Source organism: Bradyrhizobium sp. Ken51 (assembly GCF_055807435.1).
Genome location: NZ_JBVVPB010000015.1, coordinates 77,914 through 102,672, shown reverse-complemented (window position 1 = coordinate 102,672; position 24,759 = coordinate 77,914). Strand labels below are relative to the sequence as shown.

Here is a 24,759-nt window from a genome sequence, read left to right as displayed (position 1 = left end):
CGAACCGCCTCTAACCGGTTGAGTGAGGAACGATCGGCCGCTAGCGTGCGGCGGGATTGGGGTTGGCAGGGACCATGACTGACGAGTTGCCCGGAACAGACGCTATTGCGGAGGCGGTCGGAGAGAGGCAGTTCGCGGCCGGCGAGCCGCTGCTGCGCATTGAGGGCGTCGCCAAGGCGTTCGGGACGTTCCGTGCCGTGGATGGCGTGTCGCTCGACATCAAGGCCGGCGAGTTCTTTGCACTGCTCGGGCCGAGCGGCTGCGGCAAGACCACGCTGCTGCGCATGCTCGCCGGCTTCGAAGCGCCGGATCAAGGCCGTATCCTGCTCGGCGGCAAGGACATCGCGCAGGCGCTGCCGCATGAGCGGCCGATCAACATGATGTTCCAGAACTACGCGCTGTTTCCGCACCTGTCGGTGCGCGACAACATCGCCTTCGGCCTGAAGCGCGCCGGCATGGCGCGCGTCGACATTGCCACGCGTGTCGCGGAGATGGTTGCGCTTGTGAAGCTCGACGGGCTCGAGAAGCGCAAGCCCGACCAGCTCTCCGGCGGTCAGCGCCAGCGCGTGGCGTTGGCGCGCGCACTGGCGCGACGCCCGCAGCTCCTTCTGCTCGATGAGCCGCTCGCAGCGCTGGACAAGAAGTTGCGCGAAAGCACCCAAGGCGAGCTGATGGAGCTGCAGCGCCGGCTCGGCATGACCTTCATCATCGTCACCCACGACCAGGAAGAGGCGATGACGATGGCGAGCCGGATCGGCGTGATGAGGGACGGCAAGCTCGCGCAGGTCGCGAGCCCGCGCGAGCTCTACGAGGCGCCACGCTCGCGCTGGATCGCGGAGTTTGTCGGCGACATCAACCTGTTCGACGCCGAGTCCAAATTGCGCGACGGTCATCGTCTGGTCATCGGCACGCGCGATGCGGGACCGCTGGTGGTCGCGGAGCCGCGCGAGCCGCTCGGCGAGGTCAGATTATCGGTCGCGATCCGCCCCGAGAAGGTCAAGCTGTCGCGCCGTGGTCCCGTGAGGGAAGCCGGTCATGAAACGGCGATCAACCAGCTGGACGGCATGATCGCCGACATCTGCTATCTCGGCGGCACCACCACTTACAAGGTAAAGCTCGACGCCGGCGGGATGCTGCAGGCTTCGGTCGCCAACAGCGCGCGCCTCGACGTCGATGCCTACAGCCTGAACCAGCCTGTCGTCGCCTGGTTCACGCCCGACGACTGCGTGGTGCTGCCGTCATGAGCGCGCGCCGCATTTTTGCGCGACCGGCTCGCCTTGCCGCGATAGCGCCCTATGTCTGGATGGTGCTGTTCTTCCTGGTGCCGTTCGGCTTCGTGCTGAAGATCAGCCTGTCGCAGACGGCGATCGCGCAGCCGCCTTACGAGCCGGTGTTCGACCTGATGGCGGGATGGGGGGCGCTGAAGGCCGCCTTTGCCGCGCTCTCGACCGACAATTTCAAGCTGCTCGCCTCCGACGACATCTACGTGTTCGCCTATGTGCGTAGCCTCACAGTCGCCGTCACCGCGACCGCGCTGTTGCTCCTGATCGGCTATCCCATCGCCTACGGCATGGCGCGGCTGCCGGCGCGCTGGCAGGCCGTAGCGATGGTGCTGGTGATCGTGCCGTTCTGGACTTCGTTCCTGATCCGCATCTATGCCTGGATCAACATCCTCCAGCACGACGGACTGCTCAACCAGATCCTGCTGGCGCTGCATCTGGTCGGCCAGCCGGTGGTGTGGCTCTCGACCGACAGCGCGATGTATATCGGCATCGTTTATTCCTATCTGCCGTTCATGATCCTGCCGCTCTACGCCACGCTGGCGAAAATGGAGCCGGTGCTGGAGGAGGCCGCCTCCGATCTCGGCGCGCCGCGCTGGCAGGTGTTCTGGCTGGTCACCTTCCCGCTGTCGCTGCCCGGCGTCGGCGCCGGCGTGCTGCTATGCTTCATCCCCATCGTCGGCGAGTTCGTCATTCCGGATCTCCTGGCCGGCTCCAATTCCCTGATGATCGGCCAGACGCTGTGGCTCGAATTCTTTACCAACAAGGACTGGCCGGTCGCCTCGGCCGCGGCCATCGTGCTGTTGGTGGTGCTGCTGGTGCCGCTACTGCTGTATGAACGGCTGCAAAAGCGTCAGCTGGAACAGGGTCGGTGAGACGATGCGCAAGGTCTCCCGCCTGTCCCGCTTCAACGTCGCCTCGCTCTCGCTGGGTCTGGCCTTCCTCTATCTGCCGATCCTGATCCTCGTCATCTATTCCTTCAACGCCTCGCGGCTGGTGACGGTGTGGGGTGGCTGGTCGCTGCGCTGGTATCACGAGTTCTTCAATGATCGCGCCATGATCGAGGCGGCCTGGATGAGCCTGCGCGTCGCCGTTTCGTCGGCGACCATTGCGACCCTGATCGGCACGCTCGCCGCAGTGGCCCTGTCGCGCGGCGAGCGGTTCCGCGGCCGCACCCTGTTCTCCGGCATGCTCTATGCGCCGCTGGTCATGCCGGAGGTAATCACCGGCTTGTCGCTGCTGCTGCTGTTCGTGGCGCTGAATGCCGAGCGCGGCTTCTGGACGGTGACGATCGCGCACACCACGCTGACGATGTGCTTCGTCGCCGTCGTCGTGCAGTCCCGCCTCGGTTCGCTCGACCGTTCATTGGAAGAGGCCGCGATGGATCTAGGCTGCGATCCGGTGCGCGCGTTCGTGGCCGTGACGCTGCCGCTGATCGCGCCCGCGATCGTCGCGGGCTGGATGCTCGCCTTTACGCTGTCGCTGGACGATCTCGTGATCGCGAGCTTCACCACCGGCCCGGGCTCGGCGACGCTGCCGATCCGGATCTATTCGGAGGTGCGGCTGGGAGTGAAGCCCGAGATCAACGCGATCTGCACGCTGGTGATCGCCTTGATCGCGGTCGTCATCGTGATCGCCTCGCTCGCCTCGAAATTGTCGAGCTCGCAGGGCGAGAGCGCGGCGCCGCTGTAGCCGTTCGTCCGGTGAACCATGCGCGTACCGCGTCCTGAGCCGCAGCTCCAAGCTGCCGCAGCGCAAGGCTGTCGAGCGGAAATTCGAGCAGGATGTGGATCAGGCTCAGCGCCAGCAGGAAGGTGAAGCCGAAGGCGTAATCGTAGAAGTACAGCGCGGTCGAGACGGCGCTGTCGCCGGCCATCGCCACCAGCCGCGCCTTTGGCACAGCGGTCCAGCGGATCACGTCGGCTTTGATGAACCAGTTGAGATAGTGATAGGTATAGACGAAGGCGAGCAGGCTGGTCAGCCTGACATCGAGGACGAGTCCGGGCATGCCGAACAGCCGGCCGAGCGCCGGGCCGACATTGCCGAAATAATCCTGTCCGACGCGGGCAAAGCTCGTGATCCGGATTTCGGCGGTTGGCGGCAGCAGCAGGATCGTGGCGATCGCGACGAGGTAGACAGCCACCAGCGCGGCCTGCACGCGGCTGCCGGATCGGTAGGCACCGAGCACCATGAAAATCAGCGTGAACAGGCAGACGTGGATCAGGGTCGGAATCAGGATGCCGATGACCGCGAGTGACGACCCGCTCGAATACATGATCGCGGACAGCACGATGGCCGCCATGAACAGCAGCATGCTCTCGATCGCCGAGGTGGTGGCTGCCAGCATGGCGCACACGACCAGCGCGCCCCACATCGCAAAGCCGAACCATGACGCATTGTCGATCAGGGCGGCGACCACGGGACAATCGCCAGGACAGCGGCTATCCCGCGGTGAGGCAGATAGTAGCTGCGATCGTGCAGCCATGGGATCTCGGTGAAATAATGCGCCGGGCCGAGCACGACATAGGCCAGCAGCAACAGCTCGAACGGCACCAGATAGGACGCCGCGAGCGCCCCGAGCATCAGGCCGAGATGGAGTGCATCGTTGCTGCGCATGAGCGCCCCGCTGGCTTTGCGGGACGCAAGTTAGAGCAGACGCGAACAACTTGCAATTGTCCGCTAGCCTGCGCGAGCGCCTTGCTTGTGGCGTCCGGATCCGTCCTGTTGCGTCAGGACTTCACCGCACCTGCCGTGAGCCCGCCCACCATGTAGCGGCGGAAGGCATAGTAGATCGCCGCCGGCGGCAGCGCGTAGATGAAGCCGGTCGTCATCAGCAGCTCCCACGGCGAGTCGTCGGCGGCCAGGAAGTTGCCGAGTGCGACCGGCAGTGTGATCTCGCGGTCGTTCGAGAGCAGCAGGAACGCGTAGAGGTATTCGTTCCAGGCGAGCAGCACCGCGTAGGTGCCGATCGCGACCAACGAGGGCATCATCAGCGGCAAATAGACCAGGCGGAAGATCTGGAGGGTCGTCGCGCCGTCCATCACGGCGGCCTCGTCCAGCTCGACCGGCAGCTTGTCGGAGGCCTGCTTGAGCACCCAGATCGCGTAAGGGCTGGCGATCGTCACCATGGCCAGGATCAGCGACCAATGGTTGTTGAGCAGGCCGTAATTGCCCATGGTGCGATACATCGGCACCGCGAGGAACGCCGCCGGGATGAAATAGGTGAACAGCGCGAGGTTCATCACGATGCGCCCGCCGGGCACGCGCAGCCGCGAGATCGAGAACGCCGCCGCGGTCGCGATGACCAGTGTCAGCACGCCGACGGCCGCCGCGATCACCAGCGAATTCCAGAACTGCACATAGAAGTCGCGCAGGAAGTAATGCTGCTGTTTGAACACGATTTCGAAGTTGTGCAGCGTCGGATGATCCGGCCACAGCTTGCCCGAGAACGCGTCCTCCTTCGGCGAGATCGCGAACAGGAACATGTGATAGATCGGTATCATCGTCCAGAGCAGGACGGGAATGCCGATCAGGAGCAGCCGCGCCTCGGTCGCGACGTCACGGAGAGAGGGAAGCTTCATCGCGACAACCGTTTCATCATGAAGTACATCAGCGGCAGGACGAACGGTATCGCGCAGACGATGGAGGCCATCGCGAGCGAGAGCTGGTCGAGCCGGAGATAGCGGATGCCGAGTGTCGACAACACGTGCGTGAGGTCGGCCGGGCCGCCGCCGGTGAGCAGATAGACGCTGTTGAAGTCGCCAAGCGTCCAGATCATCGAGAGCAGCGTGCAGGTGATGTAGAGGGTCTGCAGCGACGGCCAGGTGATGTAACGGAATTTCTGCCACCAGCTCGCGCCGTCGACCTCTGCGGCCTCGAACAGGTCGTGCGCGATCGCAAGCCGTCCGGTCATCAGAATCAGCGTCCAGAACGGCAGCGACTTCCAGATGTGGACGCCGATCGCCATGGTCAGCGCCACCGTCGGGTCGTTCAGCCAGTTCGGACCGTCATCGCCGGTCAAGGAGAAGATGAGGTGGTTGACCATGCCCCATTCGGGGTTGAACATGAAGCGCACCGACAGAATGGTCGGGATCGACGGCACTGCCCAGGGCAGGATGAAGACCACCGAGAGCCATTTGATCCAGGTGCGCTGCTGCGCGAAGAAGCCGGACAGGAACAGCGCGATCAGCATCTTGATGTTGATGCCGATGACCAGGAAGATCAGCGTGTTGACGGCGGCGCGCGCGAAGATCGGGTCGTGATAGAGCGCGACATAATTCGACGGAGCCCGCGCCAGCCATAGTCCGTAACAGACGGGGTAGACGACGAAGGCGAGGAAAACGAGCAAATAGGGTGCGAGCAGCACGATGCCCCAGATTTGCGCCGGGGTCAGCCGCGACGACAAGGGCGGTGCGGGGATAGACTGATCACCAGAGAGCGTAATCGCCATTCTTTTTGGACTCTTCAAAGAGTTGCCGGCCGCGAAACGCGGCCGGTACTGTTCTTATACCTTCACCCGCAGGGCGGGGCGAGGGGATGATGACTTAACCCGCGACCTGCTTGATGCGGGCGATCAGTTCGTCGACGGCCTTGTCGACTGGAACCTTCTCGCTGACCACCCGGTTCATCGCCTTGGCCCACACGTTCTCGTTGTTGAGAATCGTGAACTTCCAGTTCTTGGTGAAGTCGAACGCAGCCGTGCCGCCGGTGAACTGGGCGTAGACCGCCTTGCGGTGCTTGTCGGCCTGCCAGAACGGGCTGGCCTGGCTTTCCTTCGTCACCGGGAACCAGCGGCCGAGCGCGCCCTCGATATAGGGCCGGACGTTCTCTTCCTGGAGCAGGAAGCTGATGAACTGCTTGGCCTCGGCCTTGTTCTTGGCCGCGGTGAACACCAGTCCGGTCTTGACGTCGGAGCGGTAGCGGATGGTCGAACCATCCGGCGCCTTCGGGAAGGACGCCGTAACGATGTCCTGCTCATAGGCCTTCTTGCCGGCGTCGCGCTGCTCCTGCGTCAGAGACTGATTCTGGGAATCCTCGAACCACTTCGCCGCGATCGAGATCGTGAAGTTGTGGGTCATCACGATGGTCTTGTTGTGGAAGGCGACGTTGTTGTCCGGATCCTTCCAGGTCGTGGAGGACGGCGGCGTGCAGCCCTTGATATAGGTGTCGGTGTAGTCCTTCAGCGCGCCGATCAGGTTCTCGCGCACCTTGGGATCGTCGACCGTGAGCTTGCCGTCGTCGTCGACCAGCTTGACGTGGTAGGCGTCCATGAAAGTGTAGAACGACTGGAAGGCGTCGGTGGATTCGACGCCCATCGGCTGGCCGACGCCATAGATGCGCTGGCCGGTGGCCTTGCGGATTCCCGGCTGCACCTTGTCGCACCAGAACGTCCAGTAGCCCGCCCAGTCGGTCGGGATGTCGGCGAGCTTGAAGCCGGCCTTCTCCAGCATGTCGTTCCAGATCTCGACATGCATGCTCTGCTGTTTCAGCGGGAAGCCGTAATAGGCCTTCTTCTTTGTGACGTCATTATAGAGGATCGACGCATCCAGCGTGTTCTGCACGAACCGATCCTTGATCGGCTCCATGATCTCGGAGAGGTCCTCGAGCTTGCCCTCATAGGCCCACTTGCCCTGCGCCTGCACGTCATAGGAGTCGGAATAGGCGACGTCGGGCACGGTGCCGGCATCGAGCGCGGCCACCGTCTTCGGAATCATGTCCTGGATCGCGTACTGCGACAATTCGACCTTGATGCCGGTCTTGGCTTCGAACTTCTTGATCGTATCGAGCAGCGCGTCGTCTTCGGAGCGGTAGAAGCCCTTGCCCCACCAGACCGTAATCGTCTTCTGCTGCGCAAATGCGGGTGCAGCGGCTGCGAACAGCCCGGCCGCAGCGACCGCCAGTGATACTGCGCCAATAACCTTGGATTTCACGTTTTTCTCCCTCAAACGGCCGGTGTTTTTAACCGGTCGTATAAAACACTAGCGCATGGCCGTGATACGATCTAGCGGCTTGTTGTCAGACATAGGTCGTGGGGGATCGCCCTGTGGAGATGCTTAATGTGCGCATCGATCCAATCGCCGCATCAATGCGCCCTGATCAATTCGCACGATCGGCTGGTGCCGCTTGATCGCCGTGCTTAATTGGACTTCGCGCCTTCCTTGGCGTTCTGCGCCGTCGGCGATTCGGCCGGTGCGGGACGTTTTCCGGTGCCGGTGATGCGCTCGATCGCGGAGCGCACCGCGTCGCCCGGCTTGCGGTCCTTCAGCATGTCGAGCAGGGGCGCAGAGGCCGGCGAGCGGCGGATCAGGCTTTCCGGATCGGGAAAGACGAGGGGATCGTCCCAGGGGCCCTGCACCACGAAGGGCAATTCGAACCCCGACGCGCTGTTGAGGCTGGCCACGCCCTTCATGTCGTATTCGCGCGTCGGCACCGAGGCGGTGCCGGTCATCGTGATCTTCGCTGCCGGTCCTTCGACGCGAATATCCTCGGCGGTGGCGACGCCGTCGGAGAACTTCACCGCGATCGTGAGATTGTCGTAAGGGGTGGAGCCGTTGCGGAAGTTGCCGCCACCGGACAGCGGCCGGCGCTCGAGCCGCTTCAGGAGTTGCTCGGCATTGAAGCCCGAGATCGCGCCGTCATGCCCGGTCACGGTGGCGCTGCCGTCGAGCGACTGCACGAGGCCGAACGGGCTCGAGCCGGACGCGAGGAGCGAGACGTTGATGTTGCCGCGCCCGGACAGCTTGTTGATACCGAACAGCTCGGAGGCGCAGGCCTGAAGGTCGACATCGGTGAACTGGAATTGCGCCTTGATGTCGGCGACGGTGTCGGAGCGCGCGATGCCGAACGAGCCCTTGGCGATGCCGCCATAGACCTGGGCCTCGCCGACCGAGAGCGCCAGCGTGCCGTTGCGTAGATTCGCGCCGATCGCGGTGCGGCCGAGTTTCGACGCCCCGACCGTCAGCTTGGCTGCCGACAGGCGCATGTCGAGGTCGGTGGTCGACAGGGCGTTGAGGTCGAACAGCTGCCTGTTCCAGTCGCGCGCGCCGCTCGCGAGCAGGCGGAAGGTCGAGATGTAGGGTGTGAAGTCGAGCGCGTCGGCTGCGAGCGTCGCCTGCAGCGTCTGCCGGCCGTTATTGGCGTAGGTCATCACGCCCTCGGCGGTGTTGCCGTCGAGCTCGACATTGACGTTGGTGAGTGCGATCGAGGCGCCGACGACATTGGCCCGTGCCTTCAGCGCGAAGCGGCCGAAGCCGCCGCTGGCGGGCTGCGGCTGGCCGGTCCAGCGCAACGCGTTGCGCAAGGACGGGCTGTCGATCGTGAGCGTGCCCTCCATCATCGGGCTGGTGCGGTTGGCGACGTTGCCGTCGAAGGCGAGCTTGAGCGGCGCGCTCGCGATCCGCGCCTTCAAGCCCGAGCGCTCGCCGGAGAGGGCGGCGACGAAATCGGAAAAGCTGATCGAGCCGTCGACCCGTTCGCCGCGCCAGTCGAACTGTCCGGTCGCGGCGAAGGAGCGCGAGATCGAGGGCCAGGCCAGCGACAGGTCGATGTCCTCGAACTTCTCGGTGCCGTGCGTGGCGGCATCCTCGTAATTGAGCACGCCGTCCTGGATCCGGATCTCGGAGAAAGACACCTGATTCTCGGCGCCGGGCTTCATGGTGCGCGCGATGGTCTGGATGAACGGCGTCCAATTGCTTTCGCCGTCCGGCTTCAGGCTGACATGGATGCGCGGCCGCAACAGCGTCAGGTCGGCGATCTCGAACCGTTGCAGCAGCAGCGGCAGCAGTCGCAGGTTCGCGGTAAGCACGTCGACACGGAGCGCGGGGTCGCTGGTGCCGCCGCCCTTCAGGCCGACGTCATGGAAGGAGATGTAGCTTGCCGGCAGCACCGAAATGTCGATCGCGCCTGCGACATTGACCTCGAGCCCGGTGACGTCGCGGATCTGCGTTTCCACGGCCTTGCGCAGCGCGTCGCGGTTGATGAGCCATGAGGTCGCGATCAGGGCGATCAGCGCCACGCCGAGCAGCGCCGCGATCGGCGTCCCGAGGCGCTTCATTCCTTGGGCCATGGTCAATGGCATGTCCTGATCGAGTTGGTCGCTGGAGCCAGAAGGCGGGCCGGGAAACCTGCGTGCCCCACGCCCAAGACCTATTGTGTTAAGTGCCGAAAGTTGATGGGTTTTCTTGTCGCTTTCAAGGCCGCGGGAACGGTTGCGCCCACAGCTTGGGCAGCTTCTATCACCCAGCGGCGGAGCGGAGAACCCCGTATCATTGACGGCTTTGGACGATTTCGCCTAATAATCGCCGCCAATAAGGCGCGACGCCTGCAAGCCGAAGGTTCAGTCGAGGTTTTTTGCATGAACAAGGTCTATCCCGACGCCAAGTCGGCTCTCGAGGGCGTTCTGAAAGACGGCATGATGATCATGTCGGGCGGCTTCGGCCTCTGCGGCATCGCCGACACGCTGTCGGACGCGATCCGCGACTCCGGCGTCAAGGACCTGACGGTGGTCTCAAACAATGCCGGTGTCGACGGCATCGGCCTCAGCCGCCTGCTCGAAACCCGCCAGATCAAGAAGATGATCTCGTCCTATGTCGGCGAGAACAAGCTGTTCGCCCAGCAATTCCTCGCCGGCGAGCTGGAACTCGAATTCAATCCGCAGGGCACGCTGGCCGAGCGCATCCGCGCCGGCGGCGCCGGCATTCCGGCCTTCTACACCAAGACCGGCGTCGGCACGCTGATCGCCGAGGGCAAGGAAGTGAAGGAATTCGACGGACAGAAATACCTGATGGAGCGCGGCCTGTTCGCCGACCTCGCCATCGTCCACGCCTGGAAGGGCGACACCGCCGGCAACCTCATCTACCGCAAGACCGCGCGCAATTTTAACCCGATGATGGCGACCGCCGCCAAGGTCACGGTGGCCGAGGTCGAGCATCTGGTTCCGGCCGGCGAACTCGATCCCGACCACATTCACACGCCCGGTCTTTTCGTAAAGCGCATCGTCGAGGTCGGAACGGCCAAGAAGCGCATCGAATTCCGCAACACCCGCCCGCGCACCGCCGCTTAAGCGTATCAGGAGAACCACATGGCCTGGACCCGTGAACAGATGGCTGCGCGCGCCGCGAAGGAACTGCGTGACGGCTATTACGTCAATCTCGGCATCGGTATCCCGACGCTGGTCTCGAACTACATCCCGGACGGCATGGATGTCAGCCTCCAGAGCGAGAACGGCATGCTCGGCATGGGCCCGTTCCCCTATGAGGGTGAAGAGGACGCCGATCTCATCAACGCCGGCAAGCAGACCGTGAGCGAGCTGCCGTCGACCTCGTATTTCTCGAGCGCGGATTCCTTCGGCATGATCCGTGGCGGCCACATGGATCTGTCGATCCTCGGCGCCATGCAGGTGGCCCAGAACGGCGATCTCGCCAACTGGATGATCCCCGGCAAGATGGTCAAGGGCATGGGCGGCGCGATGGATCTCGTCGCCGGCGTCAAGCGCGTGGTCGTGGTGATGGAGCATTCGGCCAAGGACGGTCCAAAGCTCCTGAAGCAGTGCAATCTGCCGCTGACCGGCGAGCGCGTGGTCGACATCGTCGTGACTGACCTGGCGGTCTTCACCATCGACAAGCACGGCAGCGGCGGCATGGCGCTGATCGAGCTCGCCGACGGCGTCTCGCTCGACGAGGTCAAGGCCAAGACCGAAGCCGAATTCCGCGTCGCGCTGAAGAATACATAAGGTCTTCGCGAAGGGGGCGCGCATGACGATACGGTCTGCGCGTCCCGAAGACGCCGATTTCATCGCACAAACCATCCTGTCATCGCAGCGCGGCTACCGGCTGCGCGGCTGGTTCGACGTTGCGCTCGGCTGGCCTGAAACACAGTGCCGCGAGTTCATCGCGCGTGTCGCGACCGCAGATGCAGTGTCGATGTGGCACGTCTCGCAATTTCTGGTCGCCGAGATCGATGGCAAGCCTGCTGCCGCCTTGTGTGCGCTACCGGCGGCCGGCACGGGACCAGCGGCCTGGCGTGCGATCGAGGAAGTCGCAGCCGCGTCCGGGCTCGCCCCGGCAGAGCTGGAGGCCATTCGCCAACGTGGCGGCTACACGCGCGCCTGCTGGGTTCAGGGCGGCGAGGGCGACTGGATGATCGAGCATGTCGCGACCGATCCCGCCTATCGCGGCCGCGGCCTGGTGCAGTCACTGATCGCGCATGCGCTGGAGAAGGGGCGGGCAGCTGGATTTGCCCGGGCGACGATATCGTTCCTGATCGGCAACGAGCCGGCCGAGCGCGCTTATGCCAAGGCCGGCTTCGTCCTTGCCGAGGAGAAGCGCGATCCTGCCTTCGAGGCGATCATCGGTGCGCCCGGCTTTCGCATGTTCGCGCGGGCGATGTGAATTCCCGGTGTCGTGCTGGCGAAGGCCATGACGCTACGATCCCTCACGACCTCGCTGCCCACGTCTTGCTCCACCGCGCCGACACGCTGGCGACCCACGACGTTTCCTCGCGAACCAGGCGGAAGCCGAGATTGGCGGGCGGGACGCCTTGCGCGCAGCCGCCGGCGCGGGCGTCGCGGATGAAATCGGTGACATAGGCGCGGTGCGCACCCTCGGCGACACGCACGCCGCAATTCACGGTGGGGCGGCCGGCATTGCCGGCCTCGTCGATCCGCGAGCGCACGAAGCAGGTCGAGGTCCACTCCCAGACATTGCCGGCGAGATCCTCGATGCCGTGCTCGTTCGAACCGAACCTGCCGAACTGATGGGCCGTCGTGTCGAAGAGGTCGCGCTCGGATTCACGCTCGTAGCGGCCGATCCAGCGCTTCGATGGATCTGCTGCGTCCACCGGAAGGCCGTCATCCTTGAATCTTGAGCCGGCCGCAAAAGCCCATTCCGCGTCGCTCGGCAGGCGGTAACTGTGACCGGACTTGCGCGAGAGCCAACCGGCATAAGCCTCGGCATCGTGCCAGCTCACCTGCACCGCGGGTCGATCGGAGGCGATTGCTACGTCGCGATCAAGCGCGCGACAAGCTCCCTCCTGCACGCAAATCTGGTAGTCGGATGACGAGACCTGATGCCGCATGATGTGCAGCGGCCTCTCGAAGCGCATCGCGCTCAGCGGCGCTTCCGCCTGCTGCCCGCCACGGGTGAAATCGCCGGCCTCGCGATAGGACAGGCTGCCTGGTGCGACCCTGACGATGGCGGGCTCCGTCACGGTGCCGCCAGGCCCGATGTCCGACACCAGCGGCGCTACCGCGATCGGCCCTGCGAGCCCGGCGGCGCAGGCGAGGAACAGTTTCAGCTTGAATGCGATCAGCATGGTCGTTCCCCAAGGAAAAAGGGGCCGGTCATCACCCGCCCCTCGTCGCGTCTAGTTGGTGTTGGGGGCCGGGATATCGGCAGGGGCCTTCACCTGCATCATCAGATCGTCGTTCCATTTGCCTTCGACCTTGAAGTGCGCGGTGGCGCCGAGGTCGGCGGCCTCGATCAGATTGTGCGTGACATAGGCGTAGATGCCGGGCTGCATGAACTTGTACAGCGCAGCTCCCGCCGAGCCGCCGCGGATGAACCAGGTCTCGAGCCCGGTCTCCGGCGCGTTGGAGAACTTGCCGGTCTCCCAGACATAGTCGCCATGGCCGCCGATCAGATGCGGACGGCTGTCGCGATTGGCCTGCGAATGCACGATCAGCACGTTCTCGCCGACATTGGCGGTGAGCGCGTTCTTGCCGGTGAGCGCGCCGACCTTGCCGTTGAACACGACATGGGAGGGGATCAGCTTCCTCATCACCTCTTCGGTGTCGGTGAAGGCTTCGCCGGGCGATTCATAGGACTTGAAATTGCCCTTGTCGTCGCGCGGCACGTACATGTCCTGCTCGCCGACATAGTAGACCTTGTCGTATTTCAGCGCGTGACCCTTGCCGTCGTTCAGTCCGTCGCGGGGCAGCACCATCACGGCGCCGTTCATTCCGGAGACGACGTGCCAGGGGATCATCGGACCGCCCGGTGCGCAATGGTAGACGAACACGCCGGTCTTGGTCGCCTTCCAGCGCAAGACGACCTGCTCGCCGGGATTGACCAGCGTGAGCGCGCCGCCGCCGAGCGCACCGGTCGCGGAATGGAAGTCGATGTTGTGCGGCATGGAGTTGGTTGCGGGATTGACCAGCGTCGTTTCGACGTAGTCGCCCTCGTGCACGACCATCATCGGACCCGGCATCGAGCCGTTGAAGGTCATCGCCTGGAATGTGGTGCCCTTCTCGTCGATGACGACCTTCTTCTCCTCGATCGTGAGCGTGAACTCCACGATCTTGGGGCCCTGCTTGGTCGCTTGCTCGTGCGCATGCACGAAGGGCGGAGCGACCAGCTCGACCTTCTGGCGCGGCAGTTTGAGATCGTCGGCAGCCAAGGCGGGGGTCGCCAGCATCAGGGCGGTTGCGGCGGCGCTGATCAATGCGGCTCGGCGGGTGAACATTGGAAGCATCCTTCATCTGAAATGGTCTTGATGACGGAATGCAGTGTGCGCCGATCGCGGCAAGTGTGTTTGTGCTGCGACAAGCTTTTGCCGAATTCGCCTCCGGTAAAATGCTTAGGCAGTTTGTTGAAGATCGCACCGGCGATACGAAAGACGCGATGGCGCCCGACGTCAGCCGCATCGGCCGCAAATCGCTCGCATGTTCAGTTGCGTTTATTGTGAATGGATTGTTGTCGACTAGAGCAGCTGGATCGCAATCCAGACCGTGCCCCAAACCGCGAGCGACAGCGCGGCGAAGACGGCGGCCGTGATGATCATCACGCGGACCACGTGGCCGGCGCCAATGGTGGGCGTAGAGGGGACGGGACGAAAATCGTCGAAGCGCGGGATATGGCCGCGAACGCCGGTGAGCCACAGAACGAGATCGAGCGCGAACGACGCCATAACCTGTCTCCAGAGGGCAATCATCAAATGTCACCATGGCTCCGATCCCGTGCTCGGACTTTGAGCGAGCGCAAGGTTTCGCACCCGAAAACGGGTAATTTGGTGCCATCCGGGATGCGCCCCGCTGCGCAGCATTGATTTACGAATGGGTAGGATATGAGGGCCGATCTTGCGGTGAGTTACGGCGAGGAACGACTGCCGCGCTACACGAGCTACCCGACCGCACCGCATTTCTCGCCGGCGATCGGCGCGGGTGCCTACGCCCGGTGGCTGGCGGAACTCCCGTCGTCGGCCAGCGCGTCGCTTTATCTGCACGTGCCGTTCTGCCGCGAGATGTGCTGGTATTGCGGCTGCCATACCCAGATCGTTCGTCGAGACGGTCTCATCGCGGCCTATCTGCGTACGCTGCGCAGCGAGATCGCGCAGGTGTCCGAGACCATCGGCCGGCGCATCAAGGTCGAGCACATCCATTTCGGCGGCGGCACGCCAACGATCATGGCGCCGGAGGCTTTTGCCGAGTTGATGGCGGCGATGCGCCAATCGTTCTTCGTGGCCCCGTCGGCCGAGATTGCAGTCGAGATCGATCCTCGCACGCTGACCGCCGACATGGTCGAGGCCATGCGGCTCTCCGGCGTCAATCGCACGAGCCTGGGCGTGCAGAGCTTCGACCCTGTCGTGCAGCGCGCGATCAACCGGGTGCAGAGTTTTGAGCAGACGGCTTCCGTGGTCGACATGCTCCAGCGTGCCGGCATCAACGGGATCAATTTCGATCTGATCTACGGACTGCCGCACCAGACCGTTGCCTCATGCCTGGCTACGGTGCGACGTTCGCTCGAGCTTGGGCCCGACCGCTTCTCGGTGTTCGGCTACGCGCATGTGCCTGCTTTCAAGAAGCACCAGCGCATGATCAACGAGGCGGTGCTGCCCGACGGCCTTGCGCGCCACGACCAGGCCTGCGCGATCGCCAATGCGTTGAAGGAGGCCGGTTACGTGCAGATCGGGCTTGATCATTTCGCGCGGCCCAACGATGCCATGGCCGTGGCCTTCGAGCAACGCACGCTGCGGCGCAATTTTCAGGGCTACACCACCGACAAGGGCGAAGTTCTGCTCGGCTTCGGCGCGAGCGCGATCGGACATTTGCCGCAGGGCTATGTCCAGAACGAGGTGCAGATCGGCGCCTATGCGCAGAGCATTGCCGCGGGTCATTTGGCCACCGCGAAAGGCTATGGGCTCACCGACGACGACCGGCTGCGCGCCGACATCATCGAACGCATCATGTGCGAGTTCAGCGCCGATCTCGGCGACATCTGCGCGCGTCATGGCGCAGAGGCCGGGGCAATGCTGAAGTCGGCATCGCGTCTGAAGCCGCTGATTTCGGACGGCGTCGTGAGACTGGATGGCGACCGCATCGCAGTCGCCAAGGACTCGCGCTTTCTCGTGCGCAGCGTCGCGGCCGCATTCGACGCGCATCTCGATCCCGCGAAGCAGTTGCATAGCCGGGCGGTGTAGTCCCGTCATTCCGGGGCGCGCCACTTGGCGCGAGCCCGGAATCCATTTCACCTCTTGGTCTGCTGCCCGATGGATTCCGGGCTCGCGCTTCGCGCGCCCGGGAATGACAACCAGCTTGCGCTCCAACAAAGAAACCGCCGCCCACTCCGCTATCGTGGTTTCGGAACGGAGGTGGTGTCCATGCCTTTTGGATCCGACGATCTGGTCGATGACATCATGCGCACGGCGCCGCACACGATCCGCGTGTTTCTCGCCTTCAGGATGGCCTGCGTGGGCTGTCCGATCGCAACCTTTCACACGGTCGATGACGCCTGCCGCGAGCATGGCATCGATCGCGACAAATTCCTCGCCGCGCTGTGCGACCGCGTGCCGGCGTGAACCGGTCTGGACTTCGCGCGGGCCGCGCGCGGATTCCCGGGTGAGGGGCGCTTTCGCCGTAAGCGGACGCGACCCTCACCCCTGGCCTTAAGCCGCGCCGCTGTCCGGGCTTCGCTCCGCCAGCACGACGATCCCATGCGGATCGCGCAGGATAATGCGCTGACGGCCGCTTTCGACCAGCCCCTGCTGTTCCCAGCCGCTCAGGATCCGGCTCACGGTGTGCAGCGTGGTGCCGGTCATCTGCGCGATGTCCTGGCGGCTGATCGGGAAGTCGATCTCGATGCCGCGGTCGAGCTTCTTGCCGGATTGTTTGGCGAGGCGCAGCAGCGCATGCGCGACGCGCTGCTCGACCTGCTGGGTCGACATTTCCAGGATTCGGGTGTGGCTCTCCTGGAGCCGCGTGCCGACAGTCTGGAGCGTGTTGGCGGCGAGCGAGGGAAATCGCTCGACCAGTCGCGGCCAGGCCGAGGTCGGCCAGATCAGGGCGACGCTGTCGTCGACCGCGATCGCCGTGGCCGGATAGCGCGCGGCCCCGATCGCCATCGCGAGACCGAACGTTTCGCCCGGCGCGACATAGCGGACCACGATCTGCTCGCCGGTCGGTGTGGTCTTGGCCGCGCGAACATGGCCGTGCAGCAGCAGGAAGAAGGATTGCGCGTCCGCGCCCCGCTCGAAAATGGCGCTGTTCTTGGGATAGCGCGCCGAGCGGGCTTCGCGCAGGATCTCATCGAGGTCCTCCGGTTTGACACCCCCAAACAGCGGCAAATGCGCAACCAGCGATGTGTCGACCTTGGCCATCCTGCCTCCTTGGCGCTGAAAGTGTGATGACACCTGCAATCGTCAGGGTGTTTGCGATAGCTCAAAAACGAGCCGGCCGGACGGCAGTATTTTTCCAGGCGACGATTTGAATCGACTGGAGTTGACCCATGGCTGGCGCCCGATCCCGTAACTTTGAGGGCTGGCCGCTGTTTGCGAACAGCTTTCGGCCCTTTTTCCTGCTCGCCGCCATCCAGGCAGGGCTTTCGATCCTGGCCTGGCTGCCGATGTTCTACGGCGAATTGTCGGTGAGCTCCGCTTTCGCACCGCGCGACTGGCACGTCCATGAGATGCTCTACGGGTTCCTGCCGGCGGTGATCACGGGATTCCTGTTCACGGCGATTCCGAACTGGACCGGGCGGCTGCCGATCCAGGGGACGTCCTTGGGCGCGCTGCTGGCGGTCTGGCTCGCCGGCCGGGTCGCGGTGACGGTGTCCGCCGATATCGGCTGGGCGTTTGCGCTTGCCGTCGATGCAGCCTTCCTGACGCTGGTCGTCGCTGCAGCAACCCGTGAAATCATCGCCGGCGGCAACTGGCGCAATCTTCCCGTGGTGGTGCTGGTACTGGTGCTGCTCGCCGGCAATGTCGCCTTGCATCTCGAAGCGCATTATGCGGGTGCGGCCGATCTCGGCATCCGCGTCGGCATCGGCGTGGTCGTTTTGATGATCTCGCTGATCGGCGGCCGCATCATCCCGAGCTTCACCCGCAACTGGCTGGTCAAATTCAACCCTGGCCGTCTCCCGGTGCCGTTCGGGCGCTTTGACGGTGTGGTGATCGGCTGCAGCGCGCTGGCGCTCGTCTCATGGATTGTCGCGCCGTTGAGTACGGTCACCGGGGCGGCGATGGCCTTGGTCGGCGGGCTCCATCTGGTGCGGCTTGCGCGCTGGGCCGGTGACCGCACCTTCCGCGAGCGGCTGCTCCTGATCCTCCATGTCGGCTATGTCTTCGTGCCGCTTGGCTTCCTCCTGCATGCTTTTGCCGTCTTCGGCGCGTTGCCGCCGAGTGCGGGCATCCACGCCTGGATGGCGGGCGCGGCCGGGACCATGACGCTCGCGGTGATGACCCGTGCGAGTCTCGGCCATACCGGACAGGCGCTGACGGCTTCGCCGGCGACACAAGCCATCTATGCCGCGATCATCGTCGCGGCGCTGGCGCGGGTCGCGGCGGTGGCTTGGCCTGCGCACAGCGATGCATTGCTGCACCTTGCCGCCTGCGGCTGGATCGTTGCGTTCCTCGGCTTTGCCATCGCGTTCGGCCCGCTGCTCGCCGGCAGCCGTCGCCGCGCACTCGCCATCATGGGCGTGCCCGTCCCGGCACGCTGAATTCAAGCCGCGGTCGCCACGCTCGATGATTCCGGTGGCCGGACGCCTTTGCGCCATGCGGTGATGGTGCAGCCGAAGCGGCCGCGGAACCAGCGGGCCATGGCGCTCTGTGCGGAGAAGCCGAGCTGCACGGCGATGTCGGCCAGCGGCCGGCCGGGGTCGTGGATCAGCTGGACCACGAGATCGGCGCGCTGGGCGTCGAGAATGGCCGAGAAGCTGGTGCCGGCTTCGGCGAGGTGGCGGTGGATGGTGCGGCGGGTGCAGCCGAGGTGCTCGGCGACGCGCTCGACCGTGCAGTCGCCGCCGGCGAGCAGGAGACGCACGACCTCGTCGACCTTCTCCTCCCAGCTTGCCGGCCGCGTCTCGATCGCCTCGATCCGCTTCCGTAGATAGATCGCGATCAGCGGATGCGCGCTCGGGATCCGGCGCTCCATGTCGTGTGCCGACAACAGGATCGAATCGTCCTCCGCGTTGAAGGTCACACGACAGCCGTAGAACTCGCGGTAGCGCTTGCGGTCGTGCGGCGGTGGATAATGCAGGTGCACTTCCTGCGGCCGCCAATCGCTGCCGAACAGCGACTGGATGATGCGGTGGACGCTGCCGAGCGCCATGTCGATCGATTGGCGTGGCGCGGTCGGCTGCCGGCCGCGCAGGTGCAGCGTGACGGTTACGGTTTGCTTGTCGCGGGTGACGTCCAGCTTCATGCCGTCGTGATGGATCGGGATGAAGCGCGAGAAGGCTTCGATGGCTTCACCAACCGTCGCCTGTTCACGCACGATCAAGCCGACCGCTCCGAAATTGGTCAGCCCGCCGCGCTCGGCAAGGCGCAAGCCGAAATCTTCGGCTCCGGACGCCTCTGCCGACAATTCGAGCAGACGTCGCAGGCCGGTGACGGCAATGGGCGTGTCGGGCTTGTCGAGGCAGGCTAGCGGCAGCCTGACCTTGCGCATCATTTGTTTGGGGTCGAGCCCGACCGACCGGGCGACCTCCGGGTAATAGCTCAAGCCTGCGCTACGAATGAGGTCGGTCATGCGACCCGTTCCTGCCAGCCATTCCCGCAGATGTCCCGAAATGTAAAGTTTATGTCCCGATCCGTCAAATCCGGGAACCAGGTGGAACATACATAAGTGAAACCGAAGCACGGGCGCGAATGCCGTGCATATGACGGCGCGGCGCGATGAGGCCCCGCTGCCGTCTCGGACCATTTGACCAAAGACATTGCTGGATCGGAATTATGCCGGGGAACATGCTTTCCAAGGGTGAGGTATTCGTCATCGACACCGATGCCGCCTCCCGCGAACAACTTTCCACCGCGCTTCAACAGAGCGCATACAACGTGATCTGCTTCGCCGACGGCGCATCTCTGCTCTCGGAAGCCAAGGCGCGGATGCCGGCCTGCGTGCTGCTGGAGATGCCGCCCGATCGCTCCGGTCTCGACGTGCTCAAGCGCCTGCGCGAGGAAAACTGCATGGCGCCGGTGCTGGTGACCGCGGCAAACGGCAGCATCGCCATGGCGGTCGACGCCATCAGGAGCGGTGCGGCCGACTTCATCGAGAAGCCGTTCCGCACCCGCGACATCGTCGACCGGATCGGTGCCGCCATCGACGAGTTCGCGCAGCCCGGCTCCAACCGGCAGCGCTGGTTGCCGGGCTGCGAACCCCTGAGCGCGCGTGAAGGCGACGTGCTCGAGCATCTCGCCGCCGGCCTGACCAACAAGGAGATCGCCCGGCGCATGCATCTGAGCGCACGGACGGTCGAGGGCTATCGCGCCGGCATTCTGAGGAAGGCCGGTGCCAAGAACGTGACAGACCTGCTTCGCCGCATCTTCGGGCAGGGTTCGTCCGCTCAGGATTAAGGGCTTCGTCGCGGGCCGACGACATATTGCGGGCCTTGCTGCCGCCGCGGCGACGCCCCACGGAAACCCCAATCGAACCAATTCCTTCCCTGCCGCGTCCAACCATGTTGGCGAGGCATTGGATCGCGCGTCCGGCTGGCGGCGGCGATGAGTTGGAGGAGGGACTTGATGCGCATCACCGCAAAATGTTTGGCAACGACGAGCCTGGTTCTGTTGACCACGGCATTCGCGTCGCCGTCATGGGCCGCAGAATTGGACGCCACATTGGCCATCGATACCGTCACCGTTTACCCCGATGGCGCGACCGTCACCCGCGTCATCGCGGTGGACCTGCCGTCTGGTGACTCGACGCTCATTGCCAAGGACTTCCCGCTTGGTCTCGACACCTCCTCGATCCGGGTGGAGGGCGAGGGGGGAGCGAAGCTCACCATCGGCACGATCGATGCGCGAACACCGCGTGCGGCGCCGGTCAATTTGCCGGAGCTGGACAAGCGCATCGAGGCGCTGAACGACCAGCGCGCCGACCTGCAAGGCGCGATCGACTCGGCCAATGCGCGGCGCAAATTCGCGGAGCATTTTGCGGAAGCGTCGCCCGCGGGCATTGGCGACAAGGGCGAGGCGCGGCCGATTGCCGAATGGCGCACGGCCTTTGCCACCGTCGGTGAGGAAATTGCGAGCGCCGATACCGCCGTCCGCGACGCCACGCGCAAGATGCGCGAGATTGATCGGCAGATCGCCCAGCTCGAAGTCGAGAGGAAGGCCAAGCCGCCGAGCAAGCTCGAAGTCCGCATGGACATCGCCGCGCCGGCAGCAACCAAGGCGACGTTGAGGGTCACCTACAATGTCCGCAACGCCCGATGGCTGCCGCTCTATGACGCCCGGCTCGACACCGGCGCCAAGGACCGCAAGCCGCAGCTCGAATTGGTCCGCCGCGCCGAGGTCACGCAATCAACCGGCGAGGACTGGTCCAACGTCACGCTCGGCGTCTCCACGGTCCGCATCGGCCGCGGCGGCAGCGCGCCGGAGCTGAATTCGCTGGTCGCACAATATCCGCAGGTACCGAGGCCGCGGGCGCTGGGTTCGCTTTCGGATTCGTCAATGCCTGCGGCGGCGCCAATGCAGCAGCGAAAGATGGAAACGTCCGCGGCCAAGGCGGCCGACGACATTCGCGAGCGCGCCGAAGAACAGCAGGCGGTCGCCGAGATCGGGGACTTCCAGGCTACCTACAAAATTCCCGGCCGCGTCAGCCTCGGCGCCGCCGAGGGCGCCAAGAGCCTGCGCATCGCCTCGGTGACCGTGCCCGCCGATCTCACGGTGCGCGCGGCACCGGTGATGGATCCCACCGCCTTCCTCGAAGCCAGCTTCAAGCAGGCCGACGACACGAGCCTGTTGCCGGGCAAGGTCGCAATTTATCGCGATGGAACCTTCGTCGGCCGCGGCAAGCTCTCGCCTTCGGCCAAGGACGATATTGTGCGGCTCGGCTTCGGCGCAGACGACAAGGTCAGGATCGAGCGCGCGGTGCTCAAGCGCAACGAAGGGTCGGCCGGTCTCCTGGTCACGACGTCGAAGACCGACGAGCGATCGTTCAAGACGACGATCCGCAATGGTCACGACTTCCCGATCAAGGTCGCGATCGAGGACCAGTTGCCGATCAGCGAGAGCGAGGACATCCTCGTCGAGATGCTGCCTGCGACCACGCCGCCGACCGCAAGCAACATTCGTGACCGGCGCGGCGTCCTGGAATGGTCGTTCGACGCCAAGCCCGGTGAGGTCAAGGACATCAACTTCGCCTGGCGCATCCGTTGGCCGAAGGACAAGAGTATGGTGATCGTGCCGGCGGGCTAAATTCCCGCCACAGGCGGCACCGCGCGCATCGATTGCGGCAACACGTAAGGTACGCCGTCGTCAGCCTGATGGACGACGGCGTCGATCTCGAAGATGTCGCGGATGGTCTCGCGTGTGACGACATCGGCGCGCGGGCCGTCGGAGGCGAGCCGGCCGCGGTTCAGCACGACCAACCGGTCGGCAAATCGGATCGCAAGATTGAGATCGTGCAGGATCGCGATGACGGCGGTGCCATCCGCCGCGCGGCGGCGCGCGGCTTCGACGAGGTCGATCTGGTGACGCAGGTCGAGGCTCGAGGTCGGCTCGTCCAGCAGCAGAAGGCCCGGTCCGTGCTCGGCCTCGCCGCAGGCGAGCTGCACCAGCACGCGGGCGAAATGGGCGCGCTGCTGCTCGCCGCCTGACAGCGTCGGCAATTGTCGTTCGCGAAATTTCGTCAGGCCAACCTCGTCCAGTGCGGCATCGACAAGCGGACCGGGATCGCGCAAGCTGCGGTCGCCCGCGCCCATCAGCACGATCTCCCCGACCGTGAAGGGGAAGGTGACGTTGATGTGCTGGGACAACATCGTGCGGCGCGCGGCGAGTTCGCGTGGCGTATAGCTGCGGAGATCGCGCTGCTGCAGCCGCACCTCGCCTTCGCTCGGGCGGAGGTCGCCCGAGAGCAGCCGCAGCAGCGTCGACTTGCCGGCGCCGTTCGGACCGATGATGGCGACCATCTCGCCGGCCCCCACGCTCAGGTCGACGCCATCGAGTAGCGTCGCGCGTCCGGCGCGCTTGGTTAAAGCACGGGCTTCGATCACGGCGCTCATAGCGAGGCCAGCCCGCGCTGCCGCAGCAGAATCCCTAGGAAGAGGGGGGCGCCGACCGCGGCGGTCAAGATGCCGATCGGCATTTCCGCCGGCGCCACGATGGTGCGCGCCAGCGTGTCGGCGCCGACCATCAGGATCGCACCGAGCAGCACCGAGGCCGGAAGCAGCAGGCTGTGCGTCGGGCCGATGACGAGGCGCAACAAATGCGGCACGACAATGCCGACAAAGCCGATGACGCCGCTGATCGACACCGCGACGCCGGTCATGGCGGAGACCATGACGATCGAGATCCGCTTCAGCCGCTCGACGTCGACGCCGCCATGAAAGGCGTCGGCCTCGCCGAGCACCAGGAGATCGAGACCGCGCGCGATGTAGGTGCAGGCCAAGAGCCCGACGACCAGGATGGGCGCGAGCACGGCGGCCTTGGTCCAGGTCGCGCCGCTCATCGAGCCCAGCAGCCAGAACGTGATGTCGCGGAGCTGGCGGTCGTCGGCGACGAACACCAGCAGGCCGATGCCGGCATTGGTGATCGCGGTGATGGCAACGCCGGCGAGCAGGAAGATTGCGATCGAGGTCCGCCCCGAGCGGCTGGAGATGCCGTAGAGGGTCGCGGTCGTGACCAGCGATCCCGCAAAAGCCGCAAGCGGCAACAGCTCGGTCTGCAGGAAATGCAGCGTCTCGCCCAGGCGTGAATCGGTGAAGACAATGGCACTTGCGGCCGCGAGCGCGCCGCCGCTGGAGACGCCGACCAGCGCAGGATCGGCGAGCGGATTGCGGAACAGGCCCTGCATGATTGCGCCGGCCGCGGCGAGCAGGCCGCCGACTATCGCGGTCGCCGCGATCCGGGGGATGCGGATCGACCACAGTACGAGCTGGTCACGGGCAGTCATGGCATCGGCGGCTGCGTTGCCGGCAAAGCCGAGCGCGGCAGGCAGCCGCGAGAGGGGAATGCCGGCCGCGCCGACGGTTAGCGCAACGGTCGCCATGACGGCGAGCGCCGCGAGGAGAAGGGGAAGCGCAACCGACCCGAACCTGCGTCCCCTGCCGGCGCGTTGCGCAGCGCTACGCGCTCCAGTCCCGACCGCAACACTCATTGCCGGCAGTTCGCCGCCGACAAGGCCGAGGCGAACGTACCACCCCGGTCGGACAATGCCGGATAGAGCTTGACGGAGAGATCGCGCGCCGCCGCCGCGGTGCGCGGCCCGAAGCCGAGCAGGTAGAGCCCGTTCATCGTGATGAAACTCTTGTTGGCTGCGACCGGCGTCAACGCAAAGCCGGGATGGGCATAGATCGCGTCGGCCTGGAGTGAGTCCTTGCCGCGCTCGATCGAGAGCACGACATCGGGCTTCGCCGCTACGATCGCCTCGTCGCCGATGATCTTGTAGCCGTCGTAGTCGTCCACGGCATTGGCGGCGCCCGCGAGCTGGATGATCTCGTCGGCGGCGGTCTTGTGGCCGGCGACCATGGCGCGTCCGTTCTGGAGCGACATCACGAACATCACGCGGACCGGCTTCGTCACCTTGGCGCGCAGTGCGCGCAGCTGCGCGAGATCGGCGCTGACCGCGGCGCTCAGACATTCGGCGCGCGCGTCGACGCCCATGGCATGGCCGACCAGTCCTATTTTCTCGATCAGGCCGTCCTCAGTGAAAGTCTCCGGCACCAGCACCAGCGGCACCTTCGCCGTCTCCAGCAGGTCCATGGTCTCGCGCGGGCCCGACCCCTGGATCGCCAGGATCAGAGTGGGGTTGAGGCCGAGCACGCCCTCGGCTGAAATCTGGCGCATGTAGCCGACATTAGGTTTGTCGCGCAGCGCCGCTGCCGGATAAAGACTCGTGGTGTCGACACCGACCAGCCGGCTCTCGAGCCCGAGCGCATAGAGAATCTCGGTGATGGCGCCGCCGATCGAGACGGTCCGTGCAAAGTCGGCGACAGCGACATCGCGGTTGCGCGCGTCATGCACGGTGATACCGGCGGCGTACGCGCTGGACGCGAACGCGATCGTGCCGGAGAGCAGGAGCTTCTTGAGGGTGCGACAAAATGCCATT

At 64.9% G+C, this 24,759-nt stretch carries 25 protein-coding genes; 11 read left to right on the top strand and 14 right to left on the bottom strand.

The window, feature by feature from the left end; translation table 11 throughout:
* Positions 1 to 74: 74 nt before the first annotated feature.
* The 3 genes from AC0L27_RS24365 to AC0L27_RS24355 are packed head-to-tail and all read left to right on the top strand — an operon-like array spanning position 75 to position 2,972.
* Positions 75 to 1,244 (top strand): ABC transporter ATP-binding protein, encoded by a 1,170-nt coding sequence (locus tag AC0L27_RS24365; protein WP_354059769.1) that lies wholly within the window; start codon positions 75 to 77, stop codon positions 1,242 to 1,244.
* On the top strand, positions 1,241 to 2,155 hold the full coding sequence (locus tag AC0L27_RS24360) for an ABC transporter permease (protein ID WP_354059771.1): 915 nt from the start codon (positions 1,241 to 1,243) through the stop codon (positions 2,153 to 2,155). The genes AC0L27_RS24365 and AC0L27_RS24360 overlap by 4 nt, the downstream gene beginning before the upstream one ends.
* Before the next feature lie 4 nt (positions 2,156 to 2,159).
* Positions 2,160 to 2,972 (top strand): ABC transporter permease, encoded by an 813-nt coding sequence (locus tag AC0L27_RS24355; RefSeq protein ID WP_354059773.1) that lies wholly within the window; start codon positions 2,160 to 2,162, stop codon positions 2,970 to 2,972.
* Here AC0L27_RS24355 and AC0L27_RS24350 read toward each other — a convergent pair.
* From AC0L27_RS24350 to AC0L27_RS24325, 6 genes are all read right to left on the bottom strand, one after another.
* Positions 2,905 to 3,699: a hypothetical protein gene (locus AC0L27_RS24350; protein ID WP_354204753.1), complete on the bottom strand. Its 795-nt coding sequence runs from the start codon at positions 3,697 to 3,699 to the stop codon at positions 2,905 to 2,907. The genes AC0L27_RS24355 and AC0L27_RS24350 overlap by 68 nt on opposite strands.
* Positions 3,684 to 3,896, bottom strand: a complete 213-nt coding sequence (locus tag AC0L27_RS24345; RefSeq protein ID WP_354204755.1) for a hypothetical protein — start codon at positions 3,894 to 3,896, stop codon at positions 3,684 to 3,686. Before AC0L27_RS24345 ends, AC0L27_RS24350 begins: the two co-directional genes overlap by 16 nt.
* 113 nt (positions 3,897 to 4,009) lie before the next feature.
* Entirely contained in the window at positions 4,010 to 4,861 is an 852-nt protein-coding gene (locus AC0L27_RS24340; RefSeq protein ID WP_007596245.1) for a carbohydrate ABC transporter permease, read from the bottom strand.
* Positions 4,858 to 5,730 carry a carbohydrate ABC transporter permease gene (locus AC0L27_RS24335; RefSeq protein WP_354059779.1) on the bottom strand — a complete coding sequence of 291 codons (873 nt, stop codon included), beginning with the start codon at positions 5,728 to 5,730 and terminating at the stop codon, positions 4,858 to 4,860. The genes AC0L27_RS24340 and AC0L27_RS24335 overlap by 4 nt, the downstream gene beginning before the upstream one ends.
* 94 nt (positions 5,731 to 5,824) lie before the next feature.
* Positions 5,825 to 7,210: an ABC transporter substrate-binding protein gene (locus AC0L27_RS24330; protein WP_354204757.1), complete on the bottom strand. Its 1,386-nt coding sequence runs from the start codon at positions 7,208 to 7,210 to the stop codon at positions 5,825 to 5,827.
* Between the two features lie 206 nt (positions 7,211 to 7,416).
* Positions 7,417 to 9,345 carry an AsmA family protein gene (locus tag AC0L27_RS24325; RefSeq protein ID WP_354205507.1) on the bottom strand — a complete coding sequence of 643 codons (1,929 nt, stop codon included), beginning with the start codon at positions 9,343 to 9,345 and terminating at the stop codon, positions 7,417 to 7,419.
* A 288-nt stretch (positions 9,346 to 9,633) separates the two neighbouring features.
* On the opposite strand from AC0L27_RS24325, the gene AC0L27_RS24320 reads away from it, so the two are divergent.
* From AC0L27_RS24320 to AC0L27_RS24310, 3 genes are read left to right on the top strand one after another with little or no spacing between them, the layout of a single operon-like run.
* On the top strand, positions 9,634 to 10,341 hold the full coding sequence (locus tag AC0L27_RS24320; protein ID WP_354204759.1) for a CoA transferase subunit A: 708 nt from the start codon (positions 9,634 to 9,636) through the stop codon (positions 10,339 to 10,341).
* Between the two features lie 18 nt (positions 10,342 to 10,359).
* Complete coding sequence (locus AC0L27_RS24315) at positions 10,360 to 11,010, top strand: 3-oxoacid CoA-transferase subunit B (protein ID WP_354204761.1); 651 nt, start codon at positions 10,360 to 10,362, stop codon at positions 11,008 to 11,010.
* 22 nt (positions 11,011 to 11,032) lie between these two features.
* Entirely contained in the window at positions 11,033 to 11,668 is a 636-nt protein-coding gene (locus AC0L27_RS24310) for a GNAT family N-acetyltransferase (RefSeq protein WP_354204763.1), read from the top strand.
* A gap of 43 nt (positions 11,669 to 11,711) precedes the next feature.
* Here the strand turns inward: AC0L27_RS24310 and AC0L27_RS24305 are convergent, their stop codons facing one another.
* From AC0L27_RS24305 to AC0L27_RS24295, 3 genes are all read right to left on the bottom strand, one after another.
* Complete coding sequence (locus AC0L27_RS24305; RefSeq protein WP_275169562.1) at positions 11,712 to 12,590, bottom strand: SUMF1/EgtB/PvdO family nonheme iron enzyme; 879 nt, start codon at positions 12,588 to 12,590, stop codon at positions 11,712 to 11,714.
* Positions 12,591 to 12,641: 51 nt separating this feature from the next.
* Positions 12,642 to 13,739: a copper-containing nitrite reductase gene (gene nirK / locus AC0L27_RS24300; RefSeq protein ID WP_354204767.1), complete on the bottom strand. Its 1,098-nt coding sequence runs from the start codon at positions 13,737 to 13,739 to the stop codon at positions 12,642 to 12,644.
* A gap of 237 nt (positions 13,740 to 13,976) precedes the next feature.
* Positions 13,977 to 14,183: a hypothetical protein gene (locus AC0L27_RS24295; protein WP_275169560.1), complete on the bottom strand. Its 207-nt coding sequence runs from the start codon at positions 14,181 to 14,183 to the stop codon at positions 13,977 to 13,979.
* Between the two features lie 156 nt (positions 14,184 to 14,339).
* On the opposite strand from AC0L27_RS24295, the gene hemN reads away from it, so the two are divergent.
* Together hemN and AC0L27_RS24285 are read left to right on the top strand one after the other, a co-directional pair.
* Positions 14,340 to 15,692, top strand: a complete 1,353-nt coding sequence (gene hemN, locus AC0L27_RS24290) for an oxygen-independent coproporphyrinogen III oxidase (protein WP_275169559.1) — start codon at positions 14,340 to 14,342, stop codon at positions 15,690 to 15,692.
* Positions 15,693 to 15,872: 180 nt separating this feature from the next.
* Positions 15,873 to 16,070, top strand: coding sequence for a DUF1858 domain-containing protein (locus AC0L27_RS24285; protein ID WP_007596228.1), 198 nt, complete (start codon positions 15,873 to 15,875; stop codon positions 16,068 to 16,070).
* A gap of 87 nt (positions 16,071 to 16,157) precedes the next feature.
* Here AC0L27_RS24285 and AC0L27_RS24280 read toward each other — a convergent pair whose 3' ends face one another.
* Positions 16,158 to 16,868, bottom strand: a complete 711-nt coding sequence (locus tag AC0L27_RS24280; protein WP_473320560.1) for a Crp/Fnr family transcriptional regulator — start codon at positions 16,866 to 16,868, stop codon at positions 16,158 to 16,160.
* A 128-nt stretch (positions 16,869 to 16,996) separates the two neighbouring features.
* Here AC0L27_RS24280 and AC0L27_RS24275 point away from each other — a divergent pair, with 128 nt between their 5' ends.
* On the top strand, positions 16,997 to 18,208 hold the full coding sequence (locus AC0L27_RS24275; protein ID WP_354204770.1) for an NnrS family protein: 1,212 nt from the start codon (positions 16,997 to 16,999) through the stop codon (positions 18,206 to 18,208).
* A 2-nt stretch (positions 18,209 to 18,210) separates the two neighbouring features.
* On the opposite strand, the gene AC0L27_RS24270 is transcribed toward AC0L27_RS24275, so the two are convergent.
* Entirely contained in the window at positions 18,211 to 19,239 is a 1,029-nt protein-coding gene (locus AC0L27_RS24270) for an AraC family transcriptional regulator (RefSeq protein WP_354204772.1), read from the bottom strand.
* 203 nt (positions 19,240 to 19,442) lie between these two features.
* Between AC0L27_RS24270 and AC0L27_RS24265 the strand changes: the two genes are divergently transcribed.
* Together AC0L27_RS24265 and AC0L27_RS24260 are read left to right on the top strand one after the other, a co-directional pair.
* Positions 19,443 to 20,063, top strand: coding sequence for a response regulator transcription factor (locus AC0L27_RS24265; protein ID WP_275169555.1), 621 nt, complete (start codon positions 19,443 to 19,445; stop codon positions 20,061 to 20,063).
* A 168-nt stretch (positions 20,064 to 20,231) separates the two neighbouring features.
* Positions 20,232 to 21,908, top strand: a complete 1,677-nt coding sequence (locus AC0L27_RS24260) for a mucoidy inhibitor MuiA family protein (RefSeq protein WP_473320558.1) — start codon at positions 20,232 to 20,234, stop codon at positions 21,906 to 21,908.
* Here the strand turns inward: AC0L27_RS24260 and AC0L27_RS24255 are convergent.
* Genes AC0L27_RS24255 through AC0L27_RS24245 form a run of 3 tightly spaced genes read right to left on the bottom strand, consistent with a single transcriptional unit; the run spans position 21,905 to position 24,758 of the window.
* A complete protein-coding gene (locus AC0L27_RS24255; RefSeq protein ID WP_354059804.1) occupies positions 21,905 to 22,714 on the bottom strand; it encodes a heme ABC transporter ATP-binding protein in 810 nt (269 codons plus the stop codon). The two genes, AC0L27_RS24260 and AC0L27_RS24255, sit on opposite strands and share 4 nt — an antisense overlap.
* The gene (locus tag AC0L27_RS24250) at positions 22,711 to 23,808 is read right to left on the bottom strand and encodes a FecCD family ABC transporter permease (protein ID WP_354059806.1); all 1,098 of its coding nucleotides are present in this window, start codon (positions 23,806 to 23,808) and stop codon (positions 22,711 to 22,713) included. The genes AC0L27_RS24255 and AC0L27_RS24250 overlap by 4 nt, the downstream gene beginning before the upstream one ends.
* On the bottom strand, positions 23,805 to 24,758 hold the full coding sequence (locus AC0L27_RS24245; RefSeq protein WP_473320557.1) for a heme/hemin ABC transporter substrate-binding protein: 954 nt from the start codon (positions 24,756 to 24,758) through the stop codon (positions 23,805 to 23,807). The genes AC0L27_RS24250 and AC0L27_RS24245 overlap by 4 nt, the downstream gene beginning before the upstream one ends.
* Between the last annotated feature and the right edge of the window lies 1 nt (position 24,759).

Bases quoted from the DNA above. Each gene is read 5' to 3' on its own strand.
- AC0L27_RS24365 (WP_354059769.1), top strand. From the start codon at position 75: ATGACTGACGAGTTGCCCGGAACAGACGCTATTGCGGAGGCGGTCGGA.
- AC0L27_RS24360 (WP_354059771.1), top strand. From the start codon at position 1,241: ATGAGCGCGCGCCGCATTTTTGCGCGACCGGCTCGCCTTGCCGCGATA.
- AC0L27_RS24355 (WP_354059773.1), top strand. From the start codon at position 2,160: ATGCGCAAGGTCTCCCGCCTGTCCCGCTTCAACGTCGCCTCGCTCTCG.
- AC0L27_RS24345 (WP_354204755.1), bottom strand. From the start codon at position 3,896: ATGCGCAGCAACGATGCACTCCATCTCGGCCTGATGCTCGGGGCGCTC.
- AC0L27_RS24340 (WP_007596245.1), bottom strand. From the start codon at position 4,861: ATGAAGCTTCCCTCTCTCCGTGACGTCGCGACCGAGGCGCGGCTGCTC.
- AC0L27_RS24335 (WP_354059779.1), bottom strand. From the start codon at position 5,730: ATGGCGATTACGCTCTCTGGTGATCAGTCTATCCCCGCACCGCCCTTG.
- AC0L27_RS24325 (WP_354205507.1), bottom strand. From the start codon at position 9,345: ATGGCCCAAGGAATGAAGCGCCTCGGGACGCCGATCGCGGCGCTGCTC.
- AC0L27_RS24320 (WP_354204759.1), top strand. From the start codon at position 9,634: ATGAACAAGGTCTATCCCGACGCCAAGTCGGCTCTCGAGGGCGTTCTG.
- AC0L27_RS24315 (WP_354204761.1), top strand. From the start codon at position 10,360: ATGGCCTGGACCCGTGAACAGATGGCTGCGCGCGCCGCGAAGGAACTG.
- AC0L27_RS24310 (WP_354204763.1), top strand. From the start codon at position 11,033: ATGACGATACGGTCTGCGCGTCCCGAAGACGCCGATTTCATCGCACAA.
- AC0L27_RS24305 (WP_275169562.1), bottom strand. From the start codon at position 12,590: ATGCTGATCGCATTCAAGCTGAAACTGTTCCTCGCCTGCGCCGCCGGG.
- nirK (WP_354204767.1), bottom strand. From the start codon at position 13,739: ATGTTCACCCGCCGAGCCGCATTGATCAGCGCCGCCGCAACCGCCCTG.
- AC0L27_RS24295 (WP_275169560.1), bottom strand. From the start codon at position 14,183: ATGGCGTCGTTCGCGCTCGATCTCGTTCTGTGGCTCACCGGCGTTCGC.
- hemN (WP_275169559.1), top strand. From the start codon at position 14,340: ATGAGGGCCGATCTTGCGGTGAGTTACGGCGAGGAACGACTGCCGCGC.
- AC0L27_RS24285 (WP_007596228.1), top strand. From the start codon at position 15,873: ATGCCTTTTGGATCCGACGATCTGGTCGATGACATCATGCGCACGGCG.
- AC0L27_RS24280 (WP_473320560.1), bottom strand. From the start codon at position 16,868: ATGGCCAAGGTCGACACATCGCTGGTTGCGCATTTGCCGCTGTTTGGG.
- AC0L27_RS24275 (WP_354204770.1), top strand. From the start codon at position 16,997: ATGGCTGGCGCCCGATCCCGTAACTTTGAGGGCTGGCCGCTGTTTGCG.
- AC0L27_RS24270 (WP_354204772.1), bottom strand. From the start codon at position 19,239: ATGACCGACCTCATTCGTAGCGCAGGCTTGAGCTATTACCCGGAGGTC.
- AC0L27_RS24265 (WP_275169555.1), top strand. From the start codon at position 19,443: ATGCCGGGGAACATGCTTTCCAAGGGTGAGGTATTCGTCATCGACACC.
- AC0L27_RS24260 (WP_473320558.1), top strand. From the start codon at position 20,232: ATGCGCATCACCGCAAAATGTTTGGCAACGACGAGCCTGGTTCTGTTG.
- AC0L27_RS24255 (WP_354059804.1), bottom strand. From the start codon at position 22,714: ATGAGCGCCGTGATCGAAGCCCGTGCTTTAACCAAGCGCGCCGGACGC.
- AC0L27_RS24250 (WP_354059806.1), bottom strand. From the start codon at position 23,808: ATGAGTGTTGCGGTCGGGACTGGAGCGCGTAGCGCTGCGCAACGCGCC.
- AC0L27_RS24245 (WP_473320557.1), bottom strand. From the start codon at position 24,758: ATGGCATTTTGTCGCACCCTCAAGAAGCTCCTGCTCTCCGGCACGATC.